Origin of the sequence: Bacteroides sp. 3_2_5 (genome assembly GCF_000159855.2) — a bacterium.
Lineage (GTDB): Bacteria > Bacteroidota > Bacteroidia > Bacteroidales > Bacteroidaceae > Bacteroides > Bacteroides fragilis.
This window is the reverse complement of the sequence record NZ_JH636044.1, coordinates 3171767-3194897: the sequence shown is the minus strand read 5'-3', so window position 1 is coordinate 3194897 and position 23131 is coordinate 3171767. Positions and strand designations below refer to the sequence as shown.

The 23131-nt window shown below is 45.0% G+C and carries 20 protein-coding genes, 1 pseudogene and 1 riboswitch; of the genes and pseudogenes, 9 read left to right on the top strand and 12 right to left on the bottom strand.

Features of this window, described 5'->3' with window-relative positions:
- Positions 1 to 123: 123 nt before the first annotated feature.
- The 7 genes and pseudogenes from BSHG_RS0220625 to BSHG_RS05125 all read left to right on the top strand — a co-directional run bounded on the left by BSHG_RS0220625 (position 124) and on the right by BSHG_RS05125 (position 9280).
- Positions 124 to 804: pseudogene (locus tag BSHG_RS0220625) on the top strand (HlyD family secretion protein).
- Entirely contained in the window at positions 801 to 2330 is a 1530-nt protein-coding gene (locus BSHG_RS05105; protein ID WP_008660603.1) for a DHA2 family efflux MFS transporter permease subunit, read from the top strand. Before BSHG_RS0220625 ends, BSHG_RS05105 begins: the two are co-directional and overlap by 4 nt.
- A 151-nt stretch (positions 2331 to 2481) precedes the next feature.
- The gene (locus BSHG_RS05110) at positions 2482 to 3669 is read left to right on the top strand and encodes a DUF418 domain-containing protein (protein WP_008660601.1); all 1188 of its coding nucleotides are present in this window, start codon (positions 2482 to 2484) and stop codon (positions 3667 to 3669) included.
- Positions 3670 to 3922: 253 nt separating this feature from the next.
- Positions 3923 to 4243, top strand: a complete 321-nt coding sequence (locus BSHG_RS22370) for a hypothetical protein (RefSeq protein ID WP_005788335.1) — start codon at positions 3923 to 3925, stop codon at positions 4241 to 4243.
- A 70-nt stretch (positions 4244 to 4313) separates the two neighbouring features.
- Positions 4314 to 6617 (top strand): TonB-dependent receptor, encoded by a 2304-nt coding sequence (locus BSHG_RS05115; protein WP_005788333.1) that lies wholly within the window; start codon positions 4314 to 4316, stop codon positions 6615 to 6617.
- Between the two features lie 146 nt (positions 6618 to 6763).
- A riboswitch (cobalamin riboswitch) is annotated at positions 6764 to 6971 on the top strand.
- 63 nt (positions 6972 to 7034) lie between these two features.
- The gene (locus BSHG_RS05120) at positions 7035 to 8012 is read left to right on the top strand and encodes a hypothetical protein (protein ID WP_005788329.1); all 978 of its coding nucleotides are present in this window, start codon (positions 7035 to 7037) and stop codon (positions 8010 to 8012) included.
- Between the two features lie 158 nt (positions 8013 to 8170).
- Complete coding sequence (locus tag BSHG_RS05125) at positions 8171 to 9280, top strand: cytochrome-c peroxidase (RefSeq protein WP_008660598.1); 1110 nt, start codon at positions 8171 to 8173, stop codon at positions 9278 to 9280.
- 52 nt (positions 9281 to 9332) lie between these two features.
- Here BSHG_RS05125 and trxA read toward each other — a convergent pair whose 3' ends face one another.
- From trxA to BSHG_RS05155, 6 genes are all read right to left on the bottom strand, one after another.
- A complete protein-coding gene (trxA, locus tag BSHG_RS05130; RefSeq protein ID WP_005788325.1) occupies positions 9333 to 9818 on the bottom strand; it encodes a thioredoxin in 486 nt (161 codons plus the stop codon).
- 22 nt (positions 9819 to 9840) lie between these two features.
- Positions 9841 to 10875 carry a TQO small subunit DoxD gene (locus BSHG_RS05135; protein ID WP_008660595.1) on the bottom strand — a complete coding sequence of 345 codons (1035 nt, stop codon included), beginning with the start codon at positions 10873 to 10875 and terminating at the stop codon, positions 9841 to 9843.
- Positions 10876 to 10886: 11 nt separating this feature from the next.
- Positions 10887 to 11102, bottom strand: a complete 216-nt coding sequence (locus BSHG_RS05140) for a DUF6132 family protein (RefSeq protein WP_005788321.1) — start codon at positions 11100 to 11102, stop codon at positions 10887 to 10889.
- Between the two features lie 509 nt (positions 11103 to 11611).
- Complete coding sequence (locus tag BSHG_RS05145) at positions 11612 to 11974, bottom strand: DUF2023 family protein (RefSeq protein WP_005788315.1); 363 nt, start codon at positions 11972 to 11974, stop codon at positions 11612 to 11614.
- Positions 11975 to 11996: 22 nt separating this feature from the next.
- Positions 11997 to 12506, bottom strand: coding sequence for a flavodoxin FldA (fldA, locus tag BSHG_RS05150; RefSeq protein ID WP_005793355.1), 510 nt, complete (start codon positions 12504 to 12506; stop codon positions 11997 to 11999).
- Positions 12507 to 12633: 127 nt separating this feature from the next.
- Entirely contained in the window at positions 12634 to 13809 is a 1176-nt protein-coding gene (locus tag BSHG_RS05155) for a phosphoribosylaminoimidazolecarboxamide formyltransferase (RefSeq protein ID WP_005788311.1), read from the bottom strand.
- A gap of 209 nt (positions 13810 to 14018) precedes the next feature.
- On the opposite strand from BSHG_RS05155, the gene BSHG_RS05160 reads away from it, so the two are divergent.
- Positions 14019 to 14723: a hemerythrin domain-containing protein gene (locus tag BSHG_RS05160; protein ID WP_005788306.1), complete on the top strand. Its 705-nt coding sequence runs from the start codon at positions 14019 to 14021 to the stop codon at positions 14721 to 14723.
- On the top strand, positions 14713 to 15321 hold the full coding sequence (locus BSHG_RS05165) for a helix-turn-helix transcriptional regulator (protein ID WP_005788304.1): 609 nt from the start codon (positions 14713 to 14715) through the stop codon (positions 15319 to 15321). Before BSHG_RS05160 ends, BSHG_RS05165 begins: the two co-directional genes overlap by 11 nt.
- 599 nt (positions 15322 to 15920) lie before the next feature.
- Here BSHG_RS05165 and BSHG_RS05170 read toward each other — a convergent pair.
- The 6 genes from BSHG_RS05170 to BSHG_RS05195 all read right to left on the bottom strand — a co-directional run bounded on the left by BSHG_RS05170 (position 15921) and on the right by BSHG_RS05195 (position 22894).
- Positions 15921 to 16550, bottom strand: coding sequence for an acyltransferase (locus tag BSHG_RS05170; protein ID WP_005788303.1), 630 nt, complete (start codon positions 16548 to 16550; stop codon positions 15921 to 15923).
- 15 nt (positions 16551 to 16565) lie between these two features.
- Positions 16566 to 17459 carry a hypothetical protein gene (locus BSHG_RS05175; RefSeq protein WP_005788300.1) on the bottom strand — a complete coding sequence of 298 codons (894 nt, stop codon included), beginning with the start codon at positions 17457 to 17459 and terminating at the stop codon, positions 16566 to 16568.
- A gap of 17 nt (positions 17460 to 17476) precedes the next feature.
- On the bottom strand, positions 17477 to 18637 hold the full coding sequence (locus BSHG_RS05180) for a sugar transferase (RefSeq protein WP_008660587.1): 1161 nt from the start codon (positions 18635 to 18637) through the stop codon (positions 17477 to 17479).
- Positions 18638 to 19003: a PleD family two-component system response regulator gene (locus BSHG_RS05185; RefSeq protein WP_005788296.1), complete on the bottom strand. Its 366-nt coding sequence runs from the start codon at positions 19001 to 19003 to the stop codon at positions 18638 to 18640.
- A gap of 202 nt (positions 19004 to 19205) precedes the next feature.
- Positions 19206 to 21632 (bottom strand): LruC domain-containing protein, encoded by a 2427-nt coding sequence (locus tag BSHG_RS05190; protein ID WP_008660583.1) that lies wholly within the window; start codon positions 21630 to 21632, stop codon positions 19206 to 19208.
- A gap of 215 nt (positions 21633 to 21847) precedes the next feature.
- On the bottom strand, positions 21848 to 22894 hold the full coding sequence (locus BSHG_RS05195; RefSeq protein WP_005788293.1) for an asparaginase: 1047 nt from the start codon (positions 22892 to 22894) through the stop codon (positions 21848 to 21850).
- Between the last annotated feature and the right edge of the window lie 237 nt (positions 22895 to 23131).

The following is a 23131-nucleotide window of genomic DNA, read 5'->3' as shown; positions in this document are numbered from 1 at the left end:
ATTCTTAGGAATAGCGCTCTGTGCCCTCCGTGTCTTCCATAGCCGGCAGCGATTCCTTTCCCACAGCCATCAAACCTTTTCTTGCGGATTTTGTTTACACCCTTGTAACTAATCTCAAGAATTATGGACGCTGCAAATACATCGAATCCCTCTGATAAGAAAAAGTTTATCTGGCTGGTGATATTGCTTATCATCGCTATTGTCGTAGCCGTTGTCTGGTAGTGGAACTATCGAAAATACGTATCTACCATAGATGCAAACCTGGATGGCAGTCGTGTGAATGTGTCCGTCCGTGCGATGGCCCCTTTGTCTGCTGTCTTCAAGCAGGAGGGTGACAGCGTGAAGAGAGGTGAACTGCTGGCTGTGCTCGACAGCACGATGACTGAGGATTACCGGATTGTTTCACCTGTCGATGGCTTGATAGCCAAGCAGTGGGTGGTTCCCGGCGATCTGTTGCAGCCGGGCGAGAACATCTTTACCTTGAACGAGGGCAAGAAACTCTGGGTGACTGTCTACTTGCAGGAGACTAAGTTTGATGAAGTCCGTATGGGACAACAGGCTCTTTTCACCCTCGACGCCTATCCCGGACTGACGTTTTACGGCAAAATCTTCTATATCGGTGCCAATACTGCATCCGAGTTTTCTCTGATTCCCCCTGATAACGCATCGGGCAACTATACAAAGGTGGCCCAGCGGATTCCCCTGAAGATATCAATCGACCGGGTAGAAGGTAAAGAGAAACTGAAAGCCAATCTCCGACTGCTTTCGGGGATGTCTGCTAACGTGAAGATCGTCAAAGAATGAAAGAAAGTTCTTCTTATAAATGGATCGTATTAGGCAACATCATGATAGGCACCTTTATGGCGGTGCTCGATTCTACAGTCGTCAATACCGGGCTGCCTGTAATTATGGGTACGCTCGGTGCGGATATCAATGTGGCCGAATGGGTACTGACCGGATACATGCTTTCGATGGCGAGTATTCTTCCTGCTGCCGGATGGCTGTCCGAACGCTTCGGTTATAAAAAGATATATTTCTTGTCCCTACTCGTATTTACGGCCGGTTCCTTCATGTGTGGCAGTTCATCTACCATCGAAGAGCTGATCTTCTGGCGGGTGATCGAAGGTTTCGGATGCGGCATGCTCCTTCCTGTCGGCATGGCTATTGTGAGCGATGTATTCCCTCCCGAACAACGGGGGACGGCATTGGGGTTCTGGTCCATCGCTTCTGCCGCTTCGGTCTCTTTCGGGCCTGCTATCGGTGGATACCTGGTAGATTATATGGACTGGAACTATATCTTTTATGTCAACATCCCGATAGGAATCCTGGCCCTGATCGTCACTGCCATTGTGCAAAAGGAACATGTGAAAGGAACCGGAGTTCCTTTCGATATCCCGGGTTTCATCACTTCAGCCATCTTCTTGCCTGTCTTCATGTACGGGCTTTCCGAAGTCAATTCGTCAACCAATTCCATGGGATGGAGCAGTCCCGTAGTACTTGGTGCCATGTGGATTGCAGTGGTCACTTTTATTCTTTTCCTTTATTTCGAGTTTACCGTCAAGACACCGCTGATCAATCTGCGCCTGTTTGTCGACAGGGACTTTGCGTTGTCCAACCTGATTCTGTTTGTTTTTGGTATCGGCATGTTCGGCAGTACGTTTTTGATTCCGCTCTATTTACAGGACAATCTGGGCTATTCGGCTTTGCAGGCCGGTATGTTTTTCATGCCAGTGGGGATTATCCAGGGAGTGGCTTCTCCTTTGTCCGGCAAACTGATGCAACGGATCAACCCCAAGGTCTTTATCGTGTCGGGAATCCTGTTGATGGCTTTGAGTTTCTATATGAACTATTATCTGTCTTTTCTGACCGAGAAGTGGTACATCATGCTGAGTCTTTATCTGCGCGGACTGAGTATGGGATTGCTCTTCACCCCGTTGCTGACCCTGTCGCTGGTGAATATCCGTAACAGTGATATGGCACAGGCTTCCAGTATCACGAACATTGTCCGGCAGATGGGAGGAAGTTTCGGAGTAGCCATCTTCAGTCATCTGCTGACACAGCGTACGGCTTTTCACACGCAGCGATATGGCGAAGCACTCAACTATACAGGAGACGTATACCGGCAGACCCTTCATTCCTTGAGCCGGTTTATAGAACATACAGGGGGCAGAACGCCCGATACAGCCCAAGAAGTGGCGGAGATGCTGATATTGAAGCGTATCGATCTGGAGGGATACATCAGTGCCATTAACGACGATTTCTTTATCGCCTTTATCGTCACGTTGCTGTGTGTCGTTCCGGTACTGTTTCTCAAGACGAAGAAAGGATAGCATGAAGCAGGCCGGGAGTTGAGGCCTGAGTTTGTTTCTGTAAGGAGTGCTGCAAGGTTATCTACTTTATTGACTTTATTTTTCCCGGTTCTGATTCATTTTATTACTTTTGTCCCTAATTCAATAATCACATTATAAAAACAACAAAAACATGCGACAAACAATTGCTTCAAAAACTCCCCGTATCGAGGTAGTGGACGCATTGCGCGGTTTTGCCGTGATGGCGATCCTGCTGGTTCATAATCTTGAGCACTTTATCTTTCCTGTATATCCCGACGCAGCCTCCCAACCGGGATGGCTCAATATCCTCGACGAAGGGGTATTCAGTGTAATATTTTCTTTATTTGCCGGGAAAGCGTATGCTATTTTTGCTTTGCTTTTCGGGTTGACGTTCTACATACAGTATACCAACCAACAGAAGAAAGGCAAGGATTTTGGTTACCGTTTTCTTTGGCGTCTGCTCCTGTTGGGTGGTTTTGCCACTTTGAATGCGGCATTCTTCCCCGCAGGAGATGTGTTGCTGCTATTCTGTGTGGTAGGTATTTTCCTGTTTATTGTCCGTAAGTGGAGTGACCGTACGGTATTTATCCTGGCCATTTTCCTGCTGCTGCAACCGGTGGAATGGTATCATTACGTGATGAATCTTTTCAATCCCGCCCATTCTTTGCCCGACCTGGGAGTCGGTCAGATGTATGGCGAAGTAGCCGAATATACCAAGGAAGGAGATTTCTGGAAGTTTATCTGGGGAAATGTAACCTTGGGACAAAAAGCGAGCCTGTTCTGGGCAATAGGTGCAGGACGCTTCCTGCAGACAGCCGGACTGTTTCTGCTGGGAATGTTGATCGGACGAAAGCAACTCTTCGTTGCTTCGGAGGCCACGATCCGCTTTTGGGTGAAAGCCCTGATCTGGAGTGCCGTTCTGTTTGGTCCTCTCTATCAGCTGAAAGTGCAATTGATGGATGCCGGACAGCCGGATATGATACGCCAGACGGTAGGGGTAGTGATGGATATGTGGCAAAAGTTTGCTTTCACAATAGTATTGGTCGCTTCGTTCGTACTGCTATATCAAACGGAGAAATTCAGGAAGCTGACAGCCGATTTGCGGTTTTATGGTAAGATGAGTCTGACGAACTACATCTCCCAGTCTATTGCCGGAGCTATTATTTATTTCCCGTTCGCGCTGTATCTGGCCCCTTATTGCGGTTATACCGTCAGCCTGCTGATAGGCTTTGCATTCTTCCTTTTGCAGGTTCGTTTCTGTAAATGGTGGCTGAAGGCGCATAAGCAGGGACCTTTGGAAAGCATCTGGCATAAACTGACCTGGATTCGTTCGGAATAACGGCTGGGATGGATTCGTCCATCGGCCGTATCTATGGAAACGGGGTGTGTCATCTGTGAATAATGACACACCCCGTTTTTTTATATATGCCGCCTGGAGACCGGAAATATCCAATAAGATTAAAAATGTGTGAACAATCTGTCCGGATGCGGTGTTACATTTATTATCCCTATAAATAGGGATTGTTCCATTATGGAATACTTCTTATCTTTGCCACAAAACTAAACGGATGAAACAAGGGTGCCTGAAAATAATGAGATGGTTTCTGCCTGTGCTATTTATATCGTACATGGCAGGTATCACACTCTTTACTCACTCGCATGTAGTGAATGGGGTGACCATTGTCCATTCGCACCCGTTTAAGAAAGACTCTCCCCATAGTCACACCACGGTCGAATTTCAATTGATTCATTTGCTGAACCACGTGGTAACTACCGGAGCCGGTATCTTTTTTCTCTCTCTTCAGTTTATTGCTTGTCTGCTCTATACCCTTTCGTGGCGTCCGGATAGGGCAGGATACTGTTCGTCCGTCGTGGGCGTGGTATCTTTGCGGGCACCTCCTGCCGGGAGATAGAACATCTCTCTCACTCTCACTGCATTATTTAGAGAAATTTATTTAGTAATTCTACTATCCAAAAATGAAAATGAAGAAATATATATTTTTCCTCGTTAGCCTGTGCTGTGCCCTGTTGCCTGCTATGGCCGACCAACCGGAACATCCGGAACTGAAAGCGTCTGATGCCAATATCATCGGCCATGTACTCGATAAAAAAACAGGTGAACACCTCTCTTATATAACAATCGCCCTGAAAGGAACTACCATCGGTACGGTGACGGATGCCACCGGACACTATTTCCTGAAAAACCTTCCCGAAGGGAATTTTGTGCTCGAAGCCAGTTCGGTGGGGTATAAAACCATCAGTCGCAATGTCAGTCTCAGGAAAGGAAAGACACTTGAAGAAAATTTTGAGTTGGAAGAAGATGCCGTGGCGCTTGACGGAGTGGTAGTTTCGGCCAATCGCAGCGTGACCAAACGGCGCTTGGCACCTACATTGGTCAATGTGGTAGATATGAAGATGTTTGAGAATACAAACTCGCCTACACTTTCGCAGGGGCTTAACTTCCAGCCCGGTGTCCGGGTCGAAACGAACTGTCAGAATTGCGGTTTCCAGCAGGTGCGCATCAATGGACTGGACGGTCCGTATACACAGATTCTTATCGATTCGCGTCCCATCTTCAGTGCCCTTTCCGGTGTTTACGGGTTGGAACAGATTCCTGCCAATATGATCGAGCGGGTAGAGGTGATGCGAGGCGGAGGTTCTGCCCTGTTCGGTTCGTCCGCTATTGCCGGAACCATTAATATCATCACCAAGGAGCCATTGCGCAATTCGGGGCAGTTGGCACATACTCTTACTTCTATCGGCGGCAGCTCGTCTTTCGATAATAATACTTCGCTGAACGCATCGCTGGTGACCGATGATCATCGGGCGGGACTTTATGTGTTCGGACAGAACCGTCACCGGGATGCGTACGATCATGATGGAGACGGTTATTCCGAAATGCCGAAACTTAAAAACCAGACAGTCGGCTTCCGTTCGTTCCTCAAGACAAGCACTTATTCTAAGTTGACATTTGAGTATCATCACTTACAGGAGTTTCGTCGTGGCGGAAACCTGCTGAACCGTCCGCCTCACGAGGCTGACATTGCCGAGCAGATTCAGCACTCCATCAACGGTGGTGGCTTGAAATTCGATTATTTTGCTCCGAATGAAAAACACCGTCTGACCGTTTATACTTCGGCACAGCATACGGACCGCGACAGTTATTATGGCAGCAAAAAAGACCAGAACGCCTATGGAAAGACAACGGACCTGACATTTATCGGCGGTTCTCAATATGTGTACAGTTTCGGTAAATGCCTTTTCATGCCTGCCGACCTGACTGCGGGATTGGAGTATAACCGGGATAACCTGAAGGACGATATGTGGGGATACAACCGTTATACGAAGCAGACGGTAAATATTGGTAGTGCTTTTTTGCAGAATGAATGGAAAAACGAGAAATGGAGCATTCTGTTGGGCGGACGTCTGGATAAGCACAATCTGATCAACCATGTTATCTTTAGCCCTCGTGCCAATCTCCGTTTCAATCCTTCCGAGGACATTAATCTTCGCCTGAGTTATTCGTCGGGCTTCCGTGCCCCGCAGGCTTTCGACGAAGACCTGCATATTGAGAATGTAGGCGGAACGGTGTCGATGATTGAGCGTGCCAAGAATCTGAAAGAGGAAAAATCTCAGAGTTTCAGCGCTTCAGCCGATATGTATCATCGTTTCGGTGCTTTTCAGGTAAACTTCCTGGTTGAAGGTTTTTATACCAGACTGTCGGATGTATTTGTACTCGAGAACATCGGAGAGCGGGACGGCATTCTTATCAAAGAGCGCCGTAACGGATCGGGAGCCAAAGTATTGGGACTGTCGATGGAGGGAAAAATGGCTTATCTCTCTTTGTTCCAGTTACAGGCAGGAGTCACGTTGCAACAGAGCCGTTATGACGAACCGGAAAAGTGGAGCGAAACGGCACCGGCCGAGAAGAAGATTTTCCGTACGCCGAATACCTATGGGTACTTTACGGCAACGTATATGCCGATCAAGCCTCTGTCATTATCCCTGTCGGGCACGTACACCGGATCGATGCTGGTGCAGCACATGGCCGGTTATATTGACAAGGATGTGGCGGTGAATACGCGCGATTTCTTCGATATGGGAGTCAAGGTGGCCTATGATTTCAAACTTTATAAATCGGTGGACCTGCAATTGAGTGCAGGTGTGCAGAATGTGTTCAATGCTTATCAGAACGATTTCGACCAGGGAGTGGAGCGTGACTCCGGATATATTTATGGTCCGGCTGCTCCGCGAAGCTATTTCGCCGGAATAAAGATCAGCTATTAACCCCGTTACATTTGAATGGAAACCGAGCTTCTGTTCGGTCGAGATGAAGGCTCTGTTCCGACCGGACAGAGCCTTTATTTTGCCCGGACGGAGGCTCTGATTGAAAAAAGTATCATGTTGAACACAAATATCTGATTTATTGTTTTTATATTTGTCGGCAGATTGGTTCGCCGAAGCTTTCCTGCTTTGGGCGATTAAAAGGGAATCGGGTGTAACTCCCGGACAGTCCCGCTGCTGTGAAGCTTTATTATAAACATTCCGACAGGATACTCTTTGGCCACTGACTCGTGTAGTCGGGAAGGCGTTCGGAATGGAAGCTAAGTCAGAAGACCTGCCACTCTCGCTGATAAGTCTTGGTTCCTCGTGGGTTAGGAGCGAAGCACGATAGTAACAATCAATATTAAAAACGTAGAACGTATGGAAAACGTAGTTCCTCCGTTCAAAGTAGACGTTGCCGGTACTTTTCTTTTGCCTGCTGCATTGAGAGAAGCCCGTGAGCAATATCGAAACGAACAAATCAGCCTGCTGACCTTGCGTGCTGTCGAAGATGCCGAGATACGGAATCTGGTAGACAGACTGAAGGCAGAAGGGTTGAAGGTGGTCACTGACGGCCGTTTCCGCAGTGATGCGTGGCCGCTCGACTTTATGTGCGGATTGGATGGTATCCGGTTCCGGGATGACAGAAAGACCTCTGTCGAACTGACCGGTCGGATCGATGTACATCACCATCCTGTGCTCGATGATTTTGTCTTTCTTACCGGGGTGACCGGTGGAGATGTAATAGCTAAGCAAGTGCTTCCTGCGCCTTCGCGCCTGCTGGCAGAATTAATGAAAGACGCAAACCGGACCGAACTCGATTCGGTCTATCCCGACCGTGAGATACTGTTGGTAGACCTTGCACAGACGTATCAGAAACTGATTATGGAACTGTACAGATCGGGATGCCGCTATCTGCAACTCGATGATGCAACGCGTACGGTGACGGATAACGCGATCCGTGTCAACAACATGGCATTGGAGAATCTTCCCGCCGATCTTTTCATTGCTTTTCATTCACCTACCGAGATGCTTTTCTCGCTACAGGGGATTCATGCTTTTTTCCTCGATTACGATTCGGAATGTTGCGGCAAGAACCGTTTGTTGTGGTTCATCCGCGAGAAGCAATCTGTGTTTGGCTTCGTACTTTCCCATTATCCCGTGGAGGAAGAGCTGGAAGAGTTGAGAGCCAAGATCGACCAGATCATACGTTATATTCCTTCGCACCGTTTCTCGCTGTGCATACCCAATGCCGAAGTGTTGCCTTCGGAATCTTATGAAGCTGCTGAAGAAAAACAGTGGCATACATTGAAAATGGCTGAAATGGTTGCCGGAGAACTCTGGCCGGAAGAAGGATAGAAATTCTTTATAACTATAGTATATTTTCGTGGAACAGATTCGTGAGAAGCTGTTTAGAGGGGTCCGGGCGATGTGATTTCGACCGGACTTTTTTATCTCTTTCCGGAAAATAATGTATCTTTGACCTCTGAAATAACCATATCTCTGTTTTTACAACTATGAAGACACATAAACTGCTATTCGTCATACTGCTGGGCACTGTCTGCATCTCCTGTGGTCATCCGTCTCACAAAACCGGAAGTGAGAAGGAAGCGCTGGGCAAACTCCTTTTTCATGATACTTCACTGTCCGAGCCACCCGGGCAATCGTGTGCCACCTGCCATGCTTCTTCCAAGGGATTTGCCGATGAACAAGCCCGTGCCATATCCGAAGGAGCCGTCCAGGGACTCTTTTCCCAGCGCAACTCCATGTCAGTGTGCTATGCGGCCTTTGTGCCCGAATTGCATTATGACGATGATGACGAAAACTATGTGGGAGGTTTGTTCTGGGACGGTCGTTCTCCCTCCTTGCAGGATCAGGCAGGCATTCCGCTCTTGAATCCTGTAGAAATGGGAAATAGGGACAAACAGATGGTGGCGGAGAAAGTGAAGCGGACTCCGTATTATAACCGGATAGTGCAGATATATGGAGAGACAGAACATGCCGATTCTTTGTTTGCCCATGTTACGGACGCATTGGCCGCTTATCAGGCATCCAGGGAAATCAATCCCTTTACATCCAAGTATGATGCGTATAAAAAAGGAAATTATCAGCTGACCGAACAGGAAGCGAGAGGCAAGGAACTGTTCAAAGATAAGGGGCAGTGTGCCGAATGTCATATCCTGGACCGTGACAAACGTGCGCATCGCACGCTGTTTACCGATCATACTTATGATAATCTGGGCATTCCGAAGTTGCCGGATCATCCTCACTATAAGGTAGCGGCAGAATATTTTCTGTTAGCTGCGGATTCGGTTGATCTGGGACTGGGAGCCATTGTGAATGCCGAAAGCGAAAATGGCAAGTTCCGTGTACCCACGTTGCGAAATGTCGAACTGACGGCTCCGTATGGTCACAATGGCTATTTTAAGACACTCGAGGAGATTGTACATTTCTATAACGTGCGGGATGTGAGTGATGAATTTCCTCCTGCCGAGTATCCTGCCACCGTGAACAAGGAGGAACTGGGAAACCTCGGACTGACACAGGAAGAAGAAGCCGATATCGTGGCATTTATGAAAACACTGACCGACGGCTATATGAAAGTGCATAAATCGGAGAAGCGCTAGAAACACGAAGAGCGGCCTCGATACCTGTTGGAAGGAGAGGCCGCGTTAGGAATCATTGTTTCAATAATACTTTATCGATGTATCCTTTTAATTGCTCCTTGGATAAAGCTCCCATATTGACCTGGGGTTCGCCTTTCATCGGCACAAACCAAATGGTAGGAATACTCTGAATACCAAAGTCTCTTGCCAGTTCCGGCTCTTTATCGACATTTACTTTATAGATATAAATCTTTCCGGCATACTCTTTGGATAATTCTTCAAGTATCGGGGCCACCATTTTGCAGGGACCGCACCAGTCGGCGTAGAAGTCGACAATAGCCGGTTTGTCACCCAGATACTTCCACTCTTTGGAATGGTTTTCGTAGTCGGCTATCTTTTTCAGAAATTCCGCACGGGTCAGGTGAATGGTGCCCGATTGTGGCTTTTCGGCTTGTACCGTATCTGTAGCGGTGGTCGATTTATTCTCGGATGTTCCTTTGCAAGATGCGAAAGCCAACAGTCCCATGAATAGGAAGGGGATAAGAATACTCTTTTTCATTTTTTCTGCTTTTTAATGGTTATTAATGGATGATTTCTTTTTTCCAGGTGATACCGCTGATGTCGGTCAGTACTAATTCATACTTTCCTTTGGGCAAACTGCCTATAGCCGTATCATCGATTGTAAGGGTCGCTTTGCTTCCGAGTGGGATTACCAGGCTGTGCTTACCCGGAGCTACCCGGGCAATGCATTTATTATCGATATTTCCGATCGGGAAGTCTGCTAATTCTTCTCCTTTCTTTTCCAGCACAATGTCTCCATCGGCATTCTTCAGGCTGATACCAATCAGGAAAGAACCGTATACATCGACACCTTCAACGCGATAAACACTGAATGACAGAGAGTTGTTCTCTATTTGTGCGTCGGATATTTCAATTTTCGGTTTGACGGACTTGTTATGAAGGGGGCCCCAGACGCCATTGTGGAACTCTTGGTTGGTATATAGGCTCAGTGTGAAGATAACGATGGCACCTGCCACGCTGACATTGGCAAATCGCTTGGCGCTTACAGGCAATTCTCCGGAAGTCAGCCATGACAGCCAGGCTGCTTTCTTCTTTAAAGAGAATTTCCGCTCTATCAGATGGTCGACCGAGTACTTTCCTCCGCCGGAAAGGAAGATGGTGAAACCGGCGGCTACACCCAGAATACCGATCTGCCATTCGTCCAGACAGGTGGTTCCCAACCATCCTGACCCCAGGAGAATGCCGGTGGCCAGACTGAATACGCCGATACTCATCAGACGGGTGAAGAACCCCAACATATAAAGCAGTCCGACTATACCTTCTACAAGAGTAAAAATCACCATTGCCCACCATAACATATCAGGTGTCGATACCAGATATTCGATGACCGGGCGGATACCTATCGAATTGGGAAGGAAATGGTTAAACTTCTCTCCGATGTATCCGGCACTGTCCGGTATCAGCTTATTCTCGAGTACGAGGCGTCGCCAGAAAGCCGAAAAGTAAGTCCATCCCACTACAAGACGTAGTGAGAGCGTAAAGAGGCCTGCAAGTATGTAGGCTCTCGATTGTTCTTGTTCGTTTGTGGTTGTCATAAGAGGTGTGATTAGTTTGTTTTTTTAGGGGTACTGTCTGTTTTAAACAGATTCAAGAGCAGGCCGCCCATAACAGCTCCCCAAAGGGTACTGTTGACCGGTGAAGAGGTAATGGGACAAGTTCCGCTGGTGCAACCTACGTATTTCCAATACAGGAATCCTCCTACAGCTCCAATGACGAGACCGATAAATGTGAGTCTGTTCTTTTTCAAAAATGCTTTAATCATCTTTATTTCAGGGTATTTTAGAATCTGTCAGAATTTTGTTCGAGATTGTTTTGAGATTTATTTTCAAGGATATTCTCTCGTCTCTGTGAAGGCATAGCGGGCTATGTGACGCATGAAAACAAGGAAATAGATCGAAAAAGAGACTCAAAACAGATCGATAAAAACCATATAAAAGTTTATTCCAGGAAAATTTAAACAGGTTCTTAATTAATTGTTTTCTTATAAAACAAATTTCCAACGGAAAATACTACGGGAATAACATTCTTTATGAAATGAAGAAGGAAGGAGGTAGTAGGTGTGTTGTATCCGGTAGAGAGGTAGTTCGGTTGGGGGGTGAATTGATTTCACCACAAATTGAAACAGAGTTCTACGGAGTTTTCTGTTATTTTCTTCTCTGTGGAACTCTGTGTTACCCTGTGATGGTGAGACTTTCTAATAGTTCATCTCCCTATGGCATTAATGCATTGGCCTGATGAACCTTGTTACCTGTACTGAAAGCAAGCTGCAACTCAGCCGGCAATCTTTATATTCCCTTTTTTGTTGCAATAGCGTTTGCACTGTTGGCAGATGTCGTATCCGAGCATGGCACCCAGAATGAAATCTTCTTCCGGAGTGAGATGGTTTAAAGGCCGAATAATGATATGTCGTATGGCATCCATACATTCGGCCTTACCAAAGAACAGATTTATCTTATTGGCGTTTACTTCTTGTATCAGGTAGCTGATATTCTGTCTTTCCAGACGGCGTATGGCAAAAGCTTCGTGTTCCTTGTTCATCGTATAGAGTACCATGTTGCGTACTCCCTTCTTGAATTCGTATACATGGTTCAGGAAAATTCGTATTTCACCCGGAACCTTTCGTTCGATAGCCATAACGTTCGTTGGAGTTTTTAAATTAGTTGATACATTCTTTTTTCAAGGCTTCAGTCCATTGAGCGATACGCTCGTCGGTTTTGCCATCTTCGTTCACTTCATCTAAAGGAAGTCCTACAAACTTGCCGTTGATTACCGCAACAGAAGAGTCGAATGTGTAGCCCGACGGATCGGTTGCTCCGCAGAAGGTGCAGTGGGTGTCTTTAAGTTCTTCGTATAAGATGCCGATACCGTCGCAGAAGGTGTCACTGTAAGAGTCTGAATCGCCACAACCGAAGAGGGCTACGAATTTGTGAGACAAGTCAGCCTTCTTCAGCACTTTGATACCGTCGTACCAGTCATCCTGAAGCTCGCCTGCTCCCCACGTAGAGGTGCCCAGTACTAATACATCATATTCTTTCACTAACTCGTCGTTCAGTTTTGAGGCATCGTGGATGTCACCATTGGGAACGTTCAGTTTTTCTGCAATCCGGTGGGCTACATCTTCGGTAGTCCCCGTTGTGGAACCGTAAAATACTCCAATCTTATTCATTTCTGATCTTGTTTTTAAATGATACGGCAAAGATAGGCGGTCCGGCAGAAATAGAAAATCCCCATTTATAATGGAAATAGCAGGGTAGCTATCACTATAAATGGGGAGGAGTGGGGGGCGATTGTTATCAATGGTGGAACAGGCGGATACCTGTAAAGGCCATTGCTATGTCATATTTATCACAAGTTTCTATCACATGATCGTCACGAACAGAACCTCCCGGTTGGGCAATGTAGCTCACACCGCTTTTGTGCGCGCGCTCAATGTTGTCTCCAAACGGGAAGAAAGCATCCGATCCTAAAGCTACGCCCGATTGGGTATCGAGCCATGCACGTTTTTCTTCACGGGTCAGCACTTCCGGTTTCCGGGTGAAGAATTGTTCCCATACACCATCGGCCAGTACGTCCATGTAGTCGTCCGAGATGTATACATCGATTGTATTGTCGCGGTCGGCACGGCGTATTTTTTCTTTCCAGGGCAGATTCATTACTTTCGGGTGTTGGCGCAAATACCAGATATCGGCTTTGTTTCCGGCCAGGCGGGTACAATGAATGCGTGATTGCTGTCCTGCACCGATGCCGATAGCTTGTCCGTCTTTGGCATAGCAGACAGAGTTGGATTGTGTATATTTTAAAGTGATCAGTGCGATAATCAGGTCGCGTTGGGCATCGGCCGGGATGATCCGGTTACGGGTAGGCATTTCCTTTAGCAGGCTTTCGTCTATCTTCAGTTCGTTTCGTCCCTGTTCAAATGTGATTCCGAATACATCCTTATGTTCGATGGGAGCCGGACGGTAGGCCGGATCGATCTTGATGACATTATATGTACCTTTACGTTTGTTTCTCAGGATCTCAAGTGCTTCCGGAGTATAGCCGGGAGCAATCACGCCATCCGATACTTCACGGTTGATGATTCGGGCAGTCGGTTCGTCACAGATATCGGAAAGGGCGATAAAGTCTCCGTATGATGACATTCGGTCCGCACCTCGGGCACGGGCGTATGCAGTTGCCATCGGAGAGAGTTCCATGTCGTCTACGAAATAAATCTTCTTCAACGTGTCGTTCATTTCTACTGCTACCGCAGCACCTGCCGGGCTTACATGCTTGAATGAAGCAGCTGCCGGAAGTCCGGTCGCTTCTTTCAGCTCTTTCACTAATTGCCAACTGTTGAGGGCGTCCAATAGATTGATATATCCGGGGCGTCCGTTCAGGACTTCGATAGGCAACTCACCTTCTTTAATAAAGATACGCGCGGGCTTTTGGTTGGGGTTGCAACCGTATTTCAGTTCCAGTTCGTTTGTCATATTGTTTATGTTTTAGTTGAATTGTGCAAAGGTAAAAAATAGTGGTGAACGATGAATAATAATCTGTGATTTTGTTGCTTGCAGACCGTCCTGTTTAGTCATTTCTTGTCCTTTTTTAGTCTGTTTATAGTGAAAATACCTATTTATAGTGATTGTATACCATTAAAATATTGTGTTTCTTTGCACCCGTAATATAAATAAGGTGTTTGATGGATAAACTGCAAAAATATAAGCCTACCGATAAAATGATCGACCTTATCGGTGATAATTATTCTCTTTTACAAGTTATGAGCCGGTTTGGACTTTCGCTGGGGTTTGGTGACAAAACGGTGAAAGAAGTCTGCGAAATGAATAATGTCGATTGTCAGACGTTTCTGGTAGTCGTTAACTTCATGGCCGAGGGATTCTCGCGTATGGACGGCAGTGCCGACGATATTTCGATACCGGCCCTGGTCGATTATCTGAGACAGGCGCATATTTATTTTCTTGATTACTGCCTGCCTGCCATCCGGAGGAAACTGATTGAAGCCATTGACTGTTCGCAGGACGATGTCTCCTTCCTTATTCTAAAGTTCTTTGACGGATATATGCGGGAGGTACGCAAGCACATGGAGTATGAAGAAAAGACAGTGTTTAAGTATGTAGATACGCTGATTCATGGCAATGCTCCCAAGAATTATCAGATCAGCACCTTCTCGAAACATCACGATCAGGTAGGGGAACGCCTAACGGAACTGAAGAACATTATTATTAAATACTGTCCTGCCAAGGCCAATACCAATGTGCTGAATGCTGCCTTGTTCGATATATATGCTTGCGAAGAGGGACTTGAATCACATTGCAAAGTAGAAGATTATCTGTTTGTTCCTGCCATTCTGAAATTGGAAAGGAGGATGCGAGAAAATGAAAAATAATGAATCAATCCGTATAGCTGTCGCCGAGACTTCGGTGATCATACGCAGTGGTCTGACACTGGCCCTGAAACGTTTACCCAATTTAAAGATTCAACCGGTGGAGTTGTTGTCGGTAGAGGCGCTTAATGATTGTCTGCGTACGCAGTTTCCTGACATACTGGTTGTCAATCCCACCTTTGGTGACTTTTTTGATGTGGCGCGTTTCCGTGAAGAGACTGCCGGCAAAGGAATCCGGGTAGTAGCGTTGGTCAGTTCGTTTATCGATGCTTCGTTGCTCAGTAAATACGATGCGTCTTTTTCTATTTTCGATGATTTGGAGGCATTGGCCAATAAAATCAATCTTTTGCAGAATATCGAGCCCGAAGAAGAGGAGGACAGTCAAGAGAATTTGAGCCAGCGTGAAAAGGAGATTGTGATTTGTGTGGTGAAAGGAATGACCAATAAGGAGATAGCCGAAAAGCTGTTCCTCTCCATTCATACTGTGATTACACATCGCAGAAACATCAGCAAGAAGTTGCAAATACACAGTGCGGCCGGTCTGACCATCTATGCTATTGTAAATAAGCTGGTTGAGCTTAGTGATGTGAAGGATTTATAGCTCTAAAAGAATGTTATAAAACATAAAAGCGTTTGCTGAATCCGAAAAAAGCCGTACCTTTGCAGTGCAGTTGAGAAATTGCTATTTAAGGTAAAATAGAATATTAGGTATTAGATAAAGATTTAAGGTATTAAAAAGTTTCAAGTGATTTTCAATTAGGTAAAGATTTTTAAAGGTAAAAGAAGAATAGGTTATTGAAAGTTTTTTAGGTAAAAAGAAGATTGTGTTTTTAGGAATTTTGAGGTAATAAAGAAAAGCCTTTATGGCTTTTCTGATGTGGGGCGGGTAATTCTACTTAAGAATTTACTCGTTTTTTTTTATGCTCGGAACTCACTGCAAATTATGTGGATAAATAATTTATTTCATTGAGAATCAGATGATGGAATCTGTATTGATCCGTGTAATCTGTGGTGAAATAGATTCATAACAAAATCCCGACGAAATCACTTCGGCGGGATTGTTTCTTTTACTCAAATGTGGCTACGTAATAAAATTATGACTAATTAATTAAATTCTGATACTGCAAAGATAGGCGGTTTCGGCGGTTGCCACAATCCCCTTTTTAGGGTATATTATGTAGAGTATCTCACTATATGTAGTTACTTTCCGTTTTTTGAGACTGTTTTTTCCCAGGTTCGGCTCTCCGGATTGAACTGTTTGACTACTTTAGCCGGACTGCCGGCACAGACAGAGTAGGGAGGGATGGAGCGACTGACTACACTTCCGGCAGCTACTACGCAATGTTTGCCCAGTGTCACGCCGGGTAAAATTACCGAATTGGCACCTACCCATACATCATCTTCAATCGTGATGGGTTGTGTGCTTACTCCTTGTTCGTCTATCCGCTTGCCTGTGTCCTGATAATTATGGTTCAGGCCGGTTACGGTTACATTCTGTGCCAGGTTTACATGGTTGCCGATGGTTGCGGGGCCGATAATGGTGTTGCCCAGTCCGATTCGGGTATATTCCCCGATAATCAGGTCGCCTACAGCATTGTTCAGACACGAAAAATCTTCCACTACCGAATACTTCCCGAGAGAGAAGAGATTGAATGGGGGAAGATCCTGGCGTACGCTACGGTAAATCACAGAGCCTTTTCCACGTTTTAGGTAGAGGAAAGAGAATATACGTATCCACCAGTTGGGACGTGTTTTTACCGGATGCATAATAAAACGGTGTACAGCTTGTTTCAGTGCGGGATTCTGTTTGATTTTCTCTTTCAGTGCCATAATCGGGAGAGTTGGTTATTTTTTTGTTTTTTGTCGTACCAGATAATCCGGGATAGCCAGACAAATGATGAACATCAGTATATAAAGTAAGCTCCACCACTTCAGAGACAGACTCCAGTCGTAGCAAAGCAATGCCGTTGCAATAAGTGCAATACTTATTAAATTCGTTTTCCGGGAAGGAAGAATCCATCTGAGTATTTTGTTGCAATAATCCCAGTGGGCAGTGAATATTGCTTCCGGAAGTGCGCGGAGCGCTTTGGAAAATCTTACTTTATAGCGTGGAGCACGTATGTCGCTGCTATAAACTTTCACTTTTTCCAGATATTCCACGAAAATACCTTGCCGGACTAATCTTCTTTCCAGATTGCTCTTGCGGCTCTTTTGATTCTTTTTCAGCCATTTCAAGTCCAATACCATGTCCGCACCGTATAAAGCCGATGACACTCCCAGGCGGGTTGCCCCTGTCCCGAACAGGGCCTGAGTGATTTCTTCGTTCAGAGCCTGAAAGTATTGTTTGCGGGTCGAACGTTTTTCCGTGATGTGACGGAGTTGAATGGCTTGGATGCCGGCATCGAAAACGCTGTTGATTTCCTCCAGGAAGGCAGGTTCGATCCGGGTGGTTTCTCCCAGGACGACTACACCATCGAAATCATTTTCATTCAGTGCGGCTATAGCTTCTGTCAGATCTTCATAAGTGAATACTTGATATAGCTCTTCCGGATAATGGGGTAAGGGGAGGGAAGTGCTACCCGGGGGAACCAGAATGGCGAATCTATGTCTTTTTCCTGCTTGGGGATATGGAGTGTCGTTTCTTAGAGAAGCTGCTATTGCCAAAACTCCCAGATAAACAGTCATCAGACTGAAGCATAGAAATAAGATGAAATCTGTTGTTTGAATAAAAGTATCCATGATCCGATATCGTACGGTTATACGTTTTCTTTTTGTATAAACGCGGTGAAAGTCCTTAGGATAATCTCCATGTCGAGTAAGAAAGAAAACGTTTGGGCATATTTAATGTCCAGTTGTTTACGTTCATCGGCAGACAACTTTCCACTGCTTCCGCGTTTTTCTACTTGCCAAAGCCCGGTTAGTCCTGCCGGTCCCATAAAGCGGTCAATATATTCATCGCTTGTCAACAGTTCCGCTTCGTAAAGCGGGAGGGGTCGGTTGCCTACGATAGACATATCTCCCTTCAATATATTGACCAATTGCGGCAACTCGTCGATACTGTATTTGCGGATGATGCGTCCTACTTTGGTGATGCGGGGATCATTCTCCAATTTAACGAATGCATTCTTTTTTTCTATCGATTTTTTGCTTGTATAGTTTTGTTCGGATATGATGAAGTCATCTGAAATTAACATGGTCTCTTCTTCGTTCAGTTCTATATCGTCACCGATCAGGAACTCTTCTCCGCTCAGTTCCGGTTCTTCTTCTGTCTGATATTGATTGAGCTGGTTGAAGTCTCTCAGATGTTTGTCTGCGTCAGTGTACATGGAGCGAAACTTCAGGAAGTCGAATATTTTATAATTGCTTCCTACCCGTTTCGACTTGTATACCACAGCACCTTTACTTTCCAGGCGGATGGCTACAGCCGTAATTATCAGTATTGGCGACAAACATAATATGGCGATAGAAGAGAAGACGATATCAAATAATCTTTTCCATAAAGGGAGCTTGAAGAACAGTAGATTTGCTCCTTTTTTGTGGATATCATTAATCTTTTGCTGCTTGCGCCGCATCATAAACTCCGTTATGTCTTTAAAAGTTTCGGGGGTAGAATTAAATGGTATTGAATTATTGATACCGGCCTTCAGGTAAGCGGGTCGGTCTTCCTTATTGATTCCCTCTGTAACGAGAGCGATATATACTCCCGGAAATTTCTTTCTCAGATATTGGATTTCGGGGATGTCTTTTGAGATGATCCGTTGCTCGAAAAGAATCACTATGTCATATTTCTCACGTATTTTATCGATAAATTCGCTTGCTTTTCTACTGTTTTGAATGGCATAAAATGCCCCTTCAGCTATCTTAGAGAATTGTTCGATAGTATCAGCATGTCTCCCAATATAAATGAGATGTAACATTTATTCTATGATTTTTTTGACACGTATTTTTAGTTCCATTGGGTTGAAAGGTTTCAGGATATAATCTACAGCTCCTTCTTGCAGCAGCCTGATCCTTTCACTGGTACTTTCTTCACTGGAAAGCATGATGACGGGTATGTCTTTGAACAACTCATTACATTTTAAATAATGTAGAAATTCGTCACCTCTCATCAGCGGCATGCGTATATCCGATATAATCAGATCGGGTGTTTTTCCTTCATGTAGCCATTCAAGTGCGTGGATGGGGTCGGGAAAATATTGAATATCATAATCTTTTCCTAAATAGATTGATGCGACCTTAGCGATAGTTTCTTTATCGTCAACAAGTAATATTAGCTTTCTCATAATGTGATTAGTAAGAGTTATGTTGTTTGTCTTGCTGTTTGTTCTCTTGATATGTATGGAGTATGCTTACTCTATACTGCAAATATATATAATATTTTTGTAACAATGTTCTCTAAAAGAAGTGTTTTTATATGAAGACTCTCTTTTAGACATAAAAAAGAGCCGGGAAACGTTTATTGCCCGGCTCACACAATTGTTTGTTTTAATTTTTATTGGTTTGGAACACTTTTGTGTTATCAAAATCGTTCCACCATTTCTTGTTATCCGCTCCGCCCGTGGTGACCCATCCGGCGAATTGAGAATATGCCTTTTGAATCTGTGTATATTCCAATGGCCACTTAAATTGGGTCGGAACCATGATTCCCCAAGCCAGGTTATCTTTACTGATGTAATACTTCTTTCCATTGAGAGAAGAGGCGTCGTTATTCCCTCCGAATAACTCAGTGTTTGCCAGTTGGGTCGGCCGGTATCCGGCTACGTGGATCTCTTTTCGTTTGCTTCCCCTGTCTGTGATGATAAAAATATTCAAGTTATTGATATTAAGAGCATCACTGCTTGGTGCAACAGACGAGTCGAATCTGAGTGTGAAATGAATGGTCTTGGTATTCTTTTGATTGTTGTCACTTCCGGATACCGTGTTGACAAACGAACCTGTCGGACGTTCCATCAATGTATGTGCATTGTCGAATAGAGGAACTACTGCATACTCTTGTCCCTTCTCTATGTTTTTGTCTGTCAGCTCAAAAGATACCGGCTGATAATTGTCGGCGTAGGTGACAGCTTGTGTGACGGCAGATGCCGGAATTTCATCAAACATGATCGCTGCGGCAATTGTCTTCTGCGCACCGACTGCACGCAGTTCGACAGACAGATCGAATTCGGTGACTTTATTGTGTTTATCTATGCTTATTTTCCTCTTTTTAACCTCCAGTACGATATCGTTCATATCGTAATCTCCATACAAAGGCCATTGGTCTTCAAACAGATATGTATAGTTATGATTGTCATCTACAATGATGGGGAACACCGGATCGGAAGGCTCGGGAGCCGGATCGGGTACCTCTGCTTTTCCGTTGCAGCCGGTAATGATTACGTCCGGACTTTCGGAGAAGGTTACTTCACTTCCTGCCTGATACATGTCCGGATTGGAGCAACTGATCTTTCCGGTGATACACAATCTGCCATTAAAACGGACATCCCAATTTTGGATTTGTACTTTTTCGGTCGCTTTTAATAAAGAGGTTTCATTGCCTTCACCGTTAACCGATAAACCGGATTTAGCAATTATATTTTTGGCTTTTATCATCGAACCATTCGCTAAAGTCACTTTAGCATTGTCATAGAACTCAATATCATCGGCTTCTTCGAAGAGTTCGTTCTCTTCATCGTCTTCTTTTTCTTCGGCTATCACTCCATGATCCAGATAAACGATGCCGCCTGCCTTCATGTGCTCTACAAACAGCATACAATTGTTATATAGCGAACCTCCCGCTCCACCGCTATCATAAGTATCAAATTCCATTTCGCCGAAGTTCACATTCGTACTTCCCGCAGCTTCATATGTCTTAGCTTCTATCTTACATTCTGGCGCATTATATACAATGGAAGGCGTATTTAGCTTTATCGTATTCTCTACATCCAGTTTCCCGAAATTGTGGATGTTGCCTCCTTGCGAAGCATCCAGACTGTTCGTGATGTCCGTTTTGTGTCCATTGTAAAGAATATCGTTGGTGTTCAATTTCATATTCTTTGTTTTCAGATCACCGAAATTGCAAATAGTGCTGTATGTGTTACATATCAATTGATCGGATAAAGATACTTCTGCTCCGGATTGGATTGTTAAAGTACTTGTATTCTGCAGCATCAGATATTTTCCATTAATCTTTCCATCCTTCAAAACAATAATATCCAGGAAGTCTTGGGTGACCTGTGCCAGTTCCCAGGTTCCTTGTATATAGACGGTCGCTTTGTTCGAGTTGCTGAGAGAGGTATCTGTGAATTTACCTGAAAAGTTTCCCGTAACAATATAGGTTTGGCCTCCTTGCAGAACCTGTGAAGGACTTGTTACCGGGATAGCCCGGCTGATGTCATAGCTTTGTTCTGTTCTTTTCGGAATGTCAATTCCTCCGTTATTCCCCCTGGTGGTTGCAAAAGCTCTCGTTTTGATTGCAGATGTACCTGTAAAAGAGCACTGAATATGGGAGGTTGACTCGTCGATTTCTACCTGTTTAATCCGGTCTCTGCCACGTGGGTCAGTCTGACGGACATAAAGATATTTGGTATCTTTGGAAGATACCACTTCGGTCTGATAAGTTTCTCCCTTCCTGGCAACTCCTTTGGCTAAGGTATTATAGGGCTCTTCTGTCGTTGCTTCAAGCGGGTTTTTATCTACTATTTCTACGGTATAATAATACTGTCCGTCAAATTCGTCGTTAACCTCTACATTGAATTTAATGGAATGGGTCGACGACCAGTCAAATCCGGTCGGTGCACTGATTTCCTCCATCGGATTAGGAGTCTTATACTCCGGATCATAGAGAGTTTTGTTGTCGTCTACACAAGCGGATATGCCCGCAGCCGTAACCAGTATCGACGCAGCAATACATAGTTTGTTAATTGATGTTTTCATACCTGTTTGTTTTGCTCAATATTTGCAAATATGCAATACAAATATACAACTATAAATTGAGGTATATGGTTTAGTTAATAACTATCTATAACTCAATTAACAAAATTTATCAAGGGGAGGGGCATGCTTTGAAAAGAGCCCTTTCACTCCCCTGAGACGGAAAAGCGGAATTCAAACAGGTTATTGTTGTGTGGAAGCGATCAATAAAACATTTTTTATTCGACCCTTTTAGTTATTTCACCGATCAGGCAAGAGTTCATCTTGTATCTGATCTCTTTATTATCGAGTCCGTGTCCTAAGAGGAACATCAATTTGGTTACTGCACATTCCGGCGTGCTGTCATAGCCGCTGATCACCCCTGCCTGCAGTAATTGGATTCCTGTTCCGTAACGTTCCATTTCGACGGCGCCGGAAGCGCATTGGGTGATGTTGACGATGATGATTCCCCGGTCGGTGGCATCTTTCAGTTCTCTGATGAACCACTCCTTCTGGGGAGCATTCCCCGATCCGAAAGTTTTGAGTACCACTGCTTTGAGTCCCGGTACATGAAGCAGTGCCGAAACAATGCCCTCTTGTATTCCGGGGAAAAGCGTGAGTATTACTACATTGGTATCGAATAGATAGTGTGGTTTCAGGGGCTTGCTCAAATCCGGTTTGCGAATCAGGTTGGGTTCATATTTAATATGTATACCTACCCGGGCCAGTGGCGGATAGTTGAATGAACGGAAAGCGTTAAAGTTTTCAGCATTGATTTTAGTCGTGCGATTGCCCCGCATCAGATGGTTTTCAAAAAAGATGCAGACCTCGGGAACGATGGCCGTACCGTCCGGATTTTTGGCTGCCGCGATTTCAATGGCTGTAATCAGGTTTTCCTTACCGTCCGTCCGCAGCGTACCGATCGGGAGCTGAGAGCCGGTCAGGATGACGGGCTTACTCAGATTCTCGAGCATGAAACTGAGAGCAGAAGCTGTATAGGCCATTGTGTCGGTGCCGTGCAGGATCACAAAGCCGTCAAAAGAATCGTAGTTGTAGTTTATTATTTCAACCAGTTTGGCCCAAAATGCCGGTTCCATATCCGAGGAGTCGATGGGGGGATCAAACTGGTAAGAAGAGATACGATAATTGAATCTTTTTAGTTCGGGTACGTGTTTTAGTAGATGGTCGAAATTAAAATTTTCCAGAGCACCGGTTTCTGGGTTTTCTATCATTCCGATAGTTCCACCCGTATAAATAAGTAGTACGGAGGGGTAATCTGCTTTCATATCTGTGTCATTTTTGCTATTTTCCCGACAAAGATAACAATTTTAAGTGATGAACGGCGAATGAAAAACAATAAACTTTCAATGACAAACGGTTTTCGATGATGAACGGCGGGGAGGGGGGAGCATTCACCACAGAAGTTCACACAGAATTCCATATTGTGTAGCTAGTCTATTGATAACTAATGAAATTAATCTGTGCAAATCTGTGTGAGCTTCTGTGGTGGATACATCTTTTTG

Bases quoted from the DNA above. Each gene is read 5' to 3' on its own strand.
- BSHG_RS05105 (WP_008660603.1), top strand. From the start codon at position 801: ATGAAAGAAAGTTCTTCTTATAAATGGATCGTATTAGGCAACATCATG.
- BSHG_RS05110 (WP_008660601.1), top strand. From the start codon at position 2,482: ATGCGACAAACAATTGCTTCAAAAACTCCCCGTATCGAGGTAGTGGAC.
- BSHG_RS22370 (WP_005788335.1), top strand. From the start codon at position 3,923: ATGAGATGGTTTCTGCCTGTGCTATTTATATCGTACATGGCAGGTATC.
- BSHG_RS05115 (WP_005788333.1), top strand. From the start codon at position 4,314: ATGAAGAAATATATATTTTTCCTCGTTAGCCTGTGCTGTGCCCTGTTG.
- BSHG_RS05120 (WP_005788329.1), top strand. From the start codon at position 7,035: ATGGAAAACGTAGTTCCTCCGTTCAAAGTAGACGTTGCCGGTACTTTT.
- BSHG_RS05125 (WP_008660598.1), top strand. From the start codon at position 8,171: ATGAAGACACATAAACTGCTATTCGTCATACTGCTGGGCACTGTCTGC.
- trxA (WP_005788325.1), bottom strand. From the start codon at position 9,818: ATGAAAAAGAGTATTCTTATCCCCTTCCTATTCATGGGACTGTTGGCT.
- BSHG_RS05135 (WP_008660595.1), bottom strand. From the start codon at position 10,875: ATGACAACCACAAACGAACAAGAACAATCGAGAGCCTACATACTTGCA.
- BSHG_RS05140 (WP_005788321.1), bottom strand. From the start codon at position 11,102: ATGATTAAAGCATTTTTGAAAAAGAACAGACTCACATTTATCGGTCTC.
- BSHG_RS05145 (WP_005788315.1), bottom strand. From the start codon at position 11,974: ATGGCTATCGAACGAAAGGTTCCGGGTGAAATACGAATTTTCCTGAAC.
- fldA (WP_005793355.1), bottom strand. From the start codon at position 12,506: ATGAATAAGATTGGAGTATTTTACGGTTCCACAACGGGGACTACCGAA.
- BSHG_RS05155 (WP_005788311.1), bottom strand. From the start codon at position 13,809: ATGACAAACGAACTGGAACTGAAATACGGTTGCAACCCCAACCAAAAG.
- BSHG_RS05160 (WP_005788306.1), top strand. From the start codon at position 14,019: ATGGATAAACTGCAAAAATATAAGCCTACCGATAAAATGATCGACCTT.
- BSHG_RS05165 (WP_005788304.1), top strand. From the start codon at position 14,713: ATGAAAAATAATGAATCAATCCGTATAGCTGTCGCCGAGACTTCGGTG.
- BSHG_RS05170 (WP_005788303.1), bottom strand. From the start codon at position 16,550: ATGGCACTGAAAGAGAAAATCAAACAGAATCCCGCACTGAAACAAGCT.
- BSHG_RS05175 (WP_005788300.1), bottom strand. From the start codon at position 17,459: ATGGATACTTTTATTCAAACAACAGATTTCATCTTATTTCTATGCTTC.
- BSHG_RS05180 (WP_008660587.1), bottom strand. From the start codon at position 18,637: ATGTTACATCTCATTTATATTGGGAGACATGCTGATACTATCGAACAA.
- BSHG_RS05185 (WP_005788296.1), bottom strand. From the start codon at position 19,003: ATGAGAAAGCTAATATTACTTGTTGACGATAAAGAAACTATCGCTAAG.
- BSHG_RS05190 (WP_008660583.1), bottom strand. From the start codon at position 21,632: ATGAAAACATCAATTAACAAACTATGTATTGCTGCGTCGATACTGGTT.
- BSHG_RS05195 (WP_005788293.1), bottom strand. From the start codon at position 22,894: ATGAAAGCAGATTACCCCTCCGTACTACTTATTTATACGGGTGGAACT.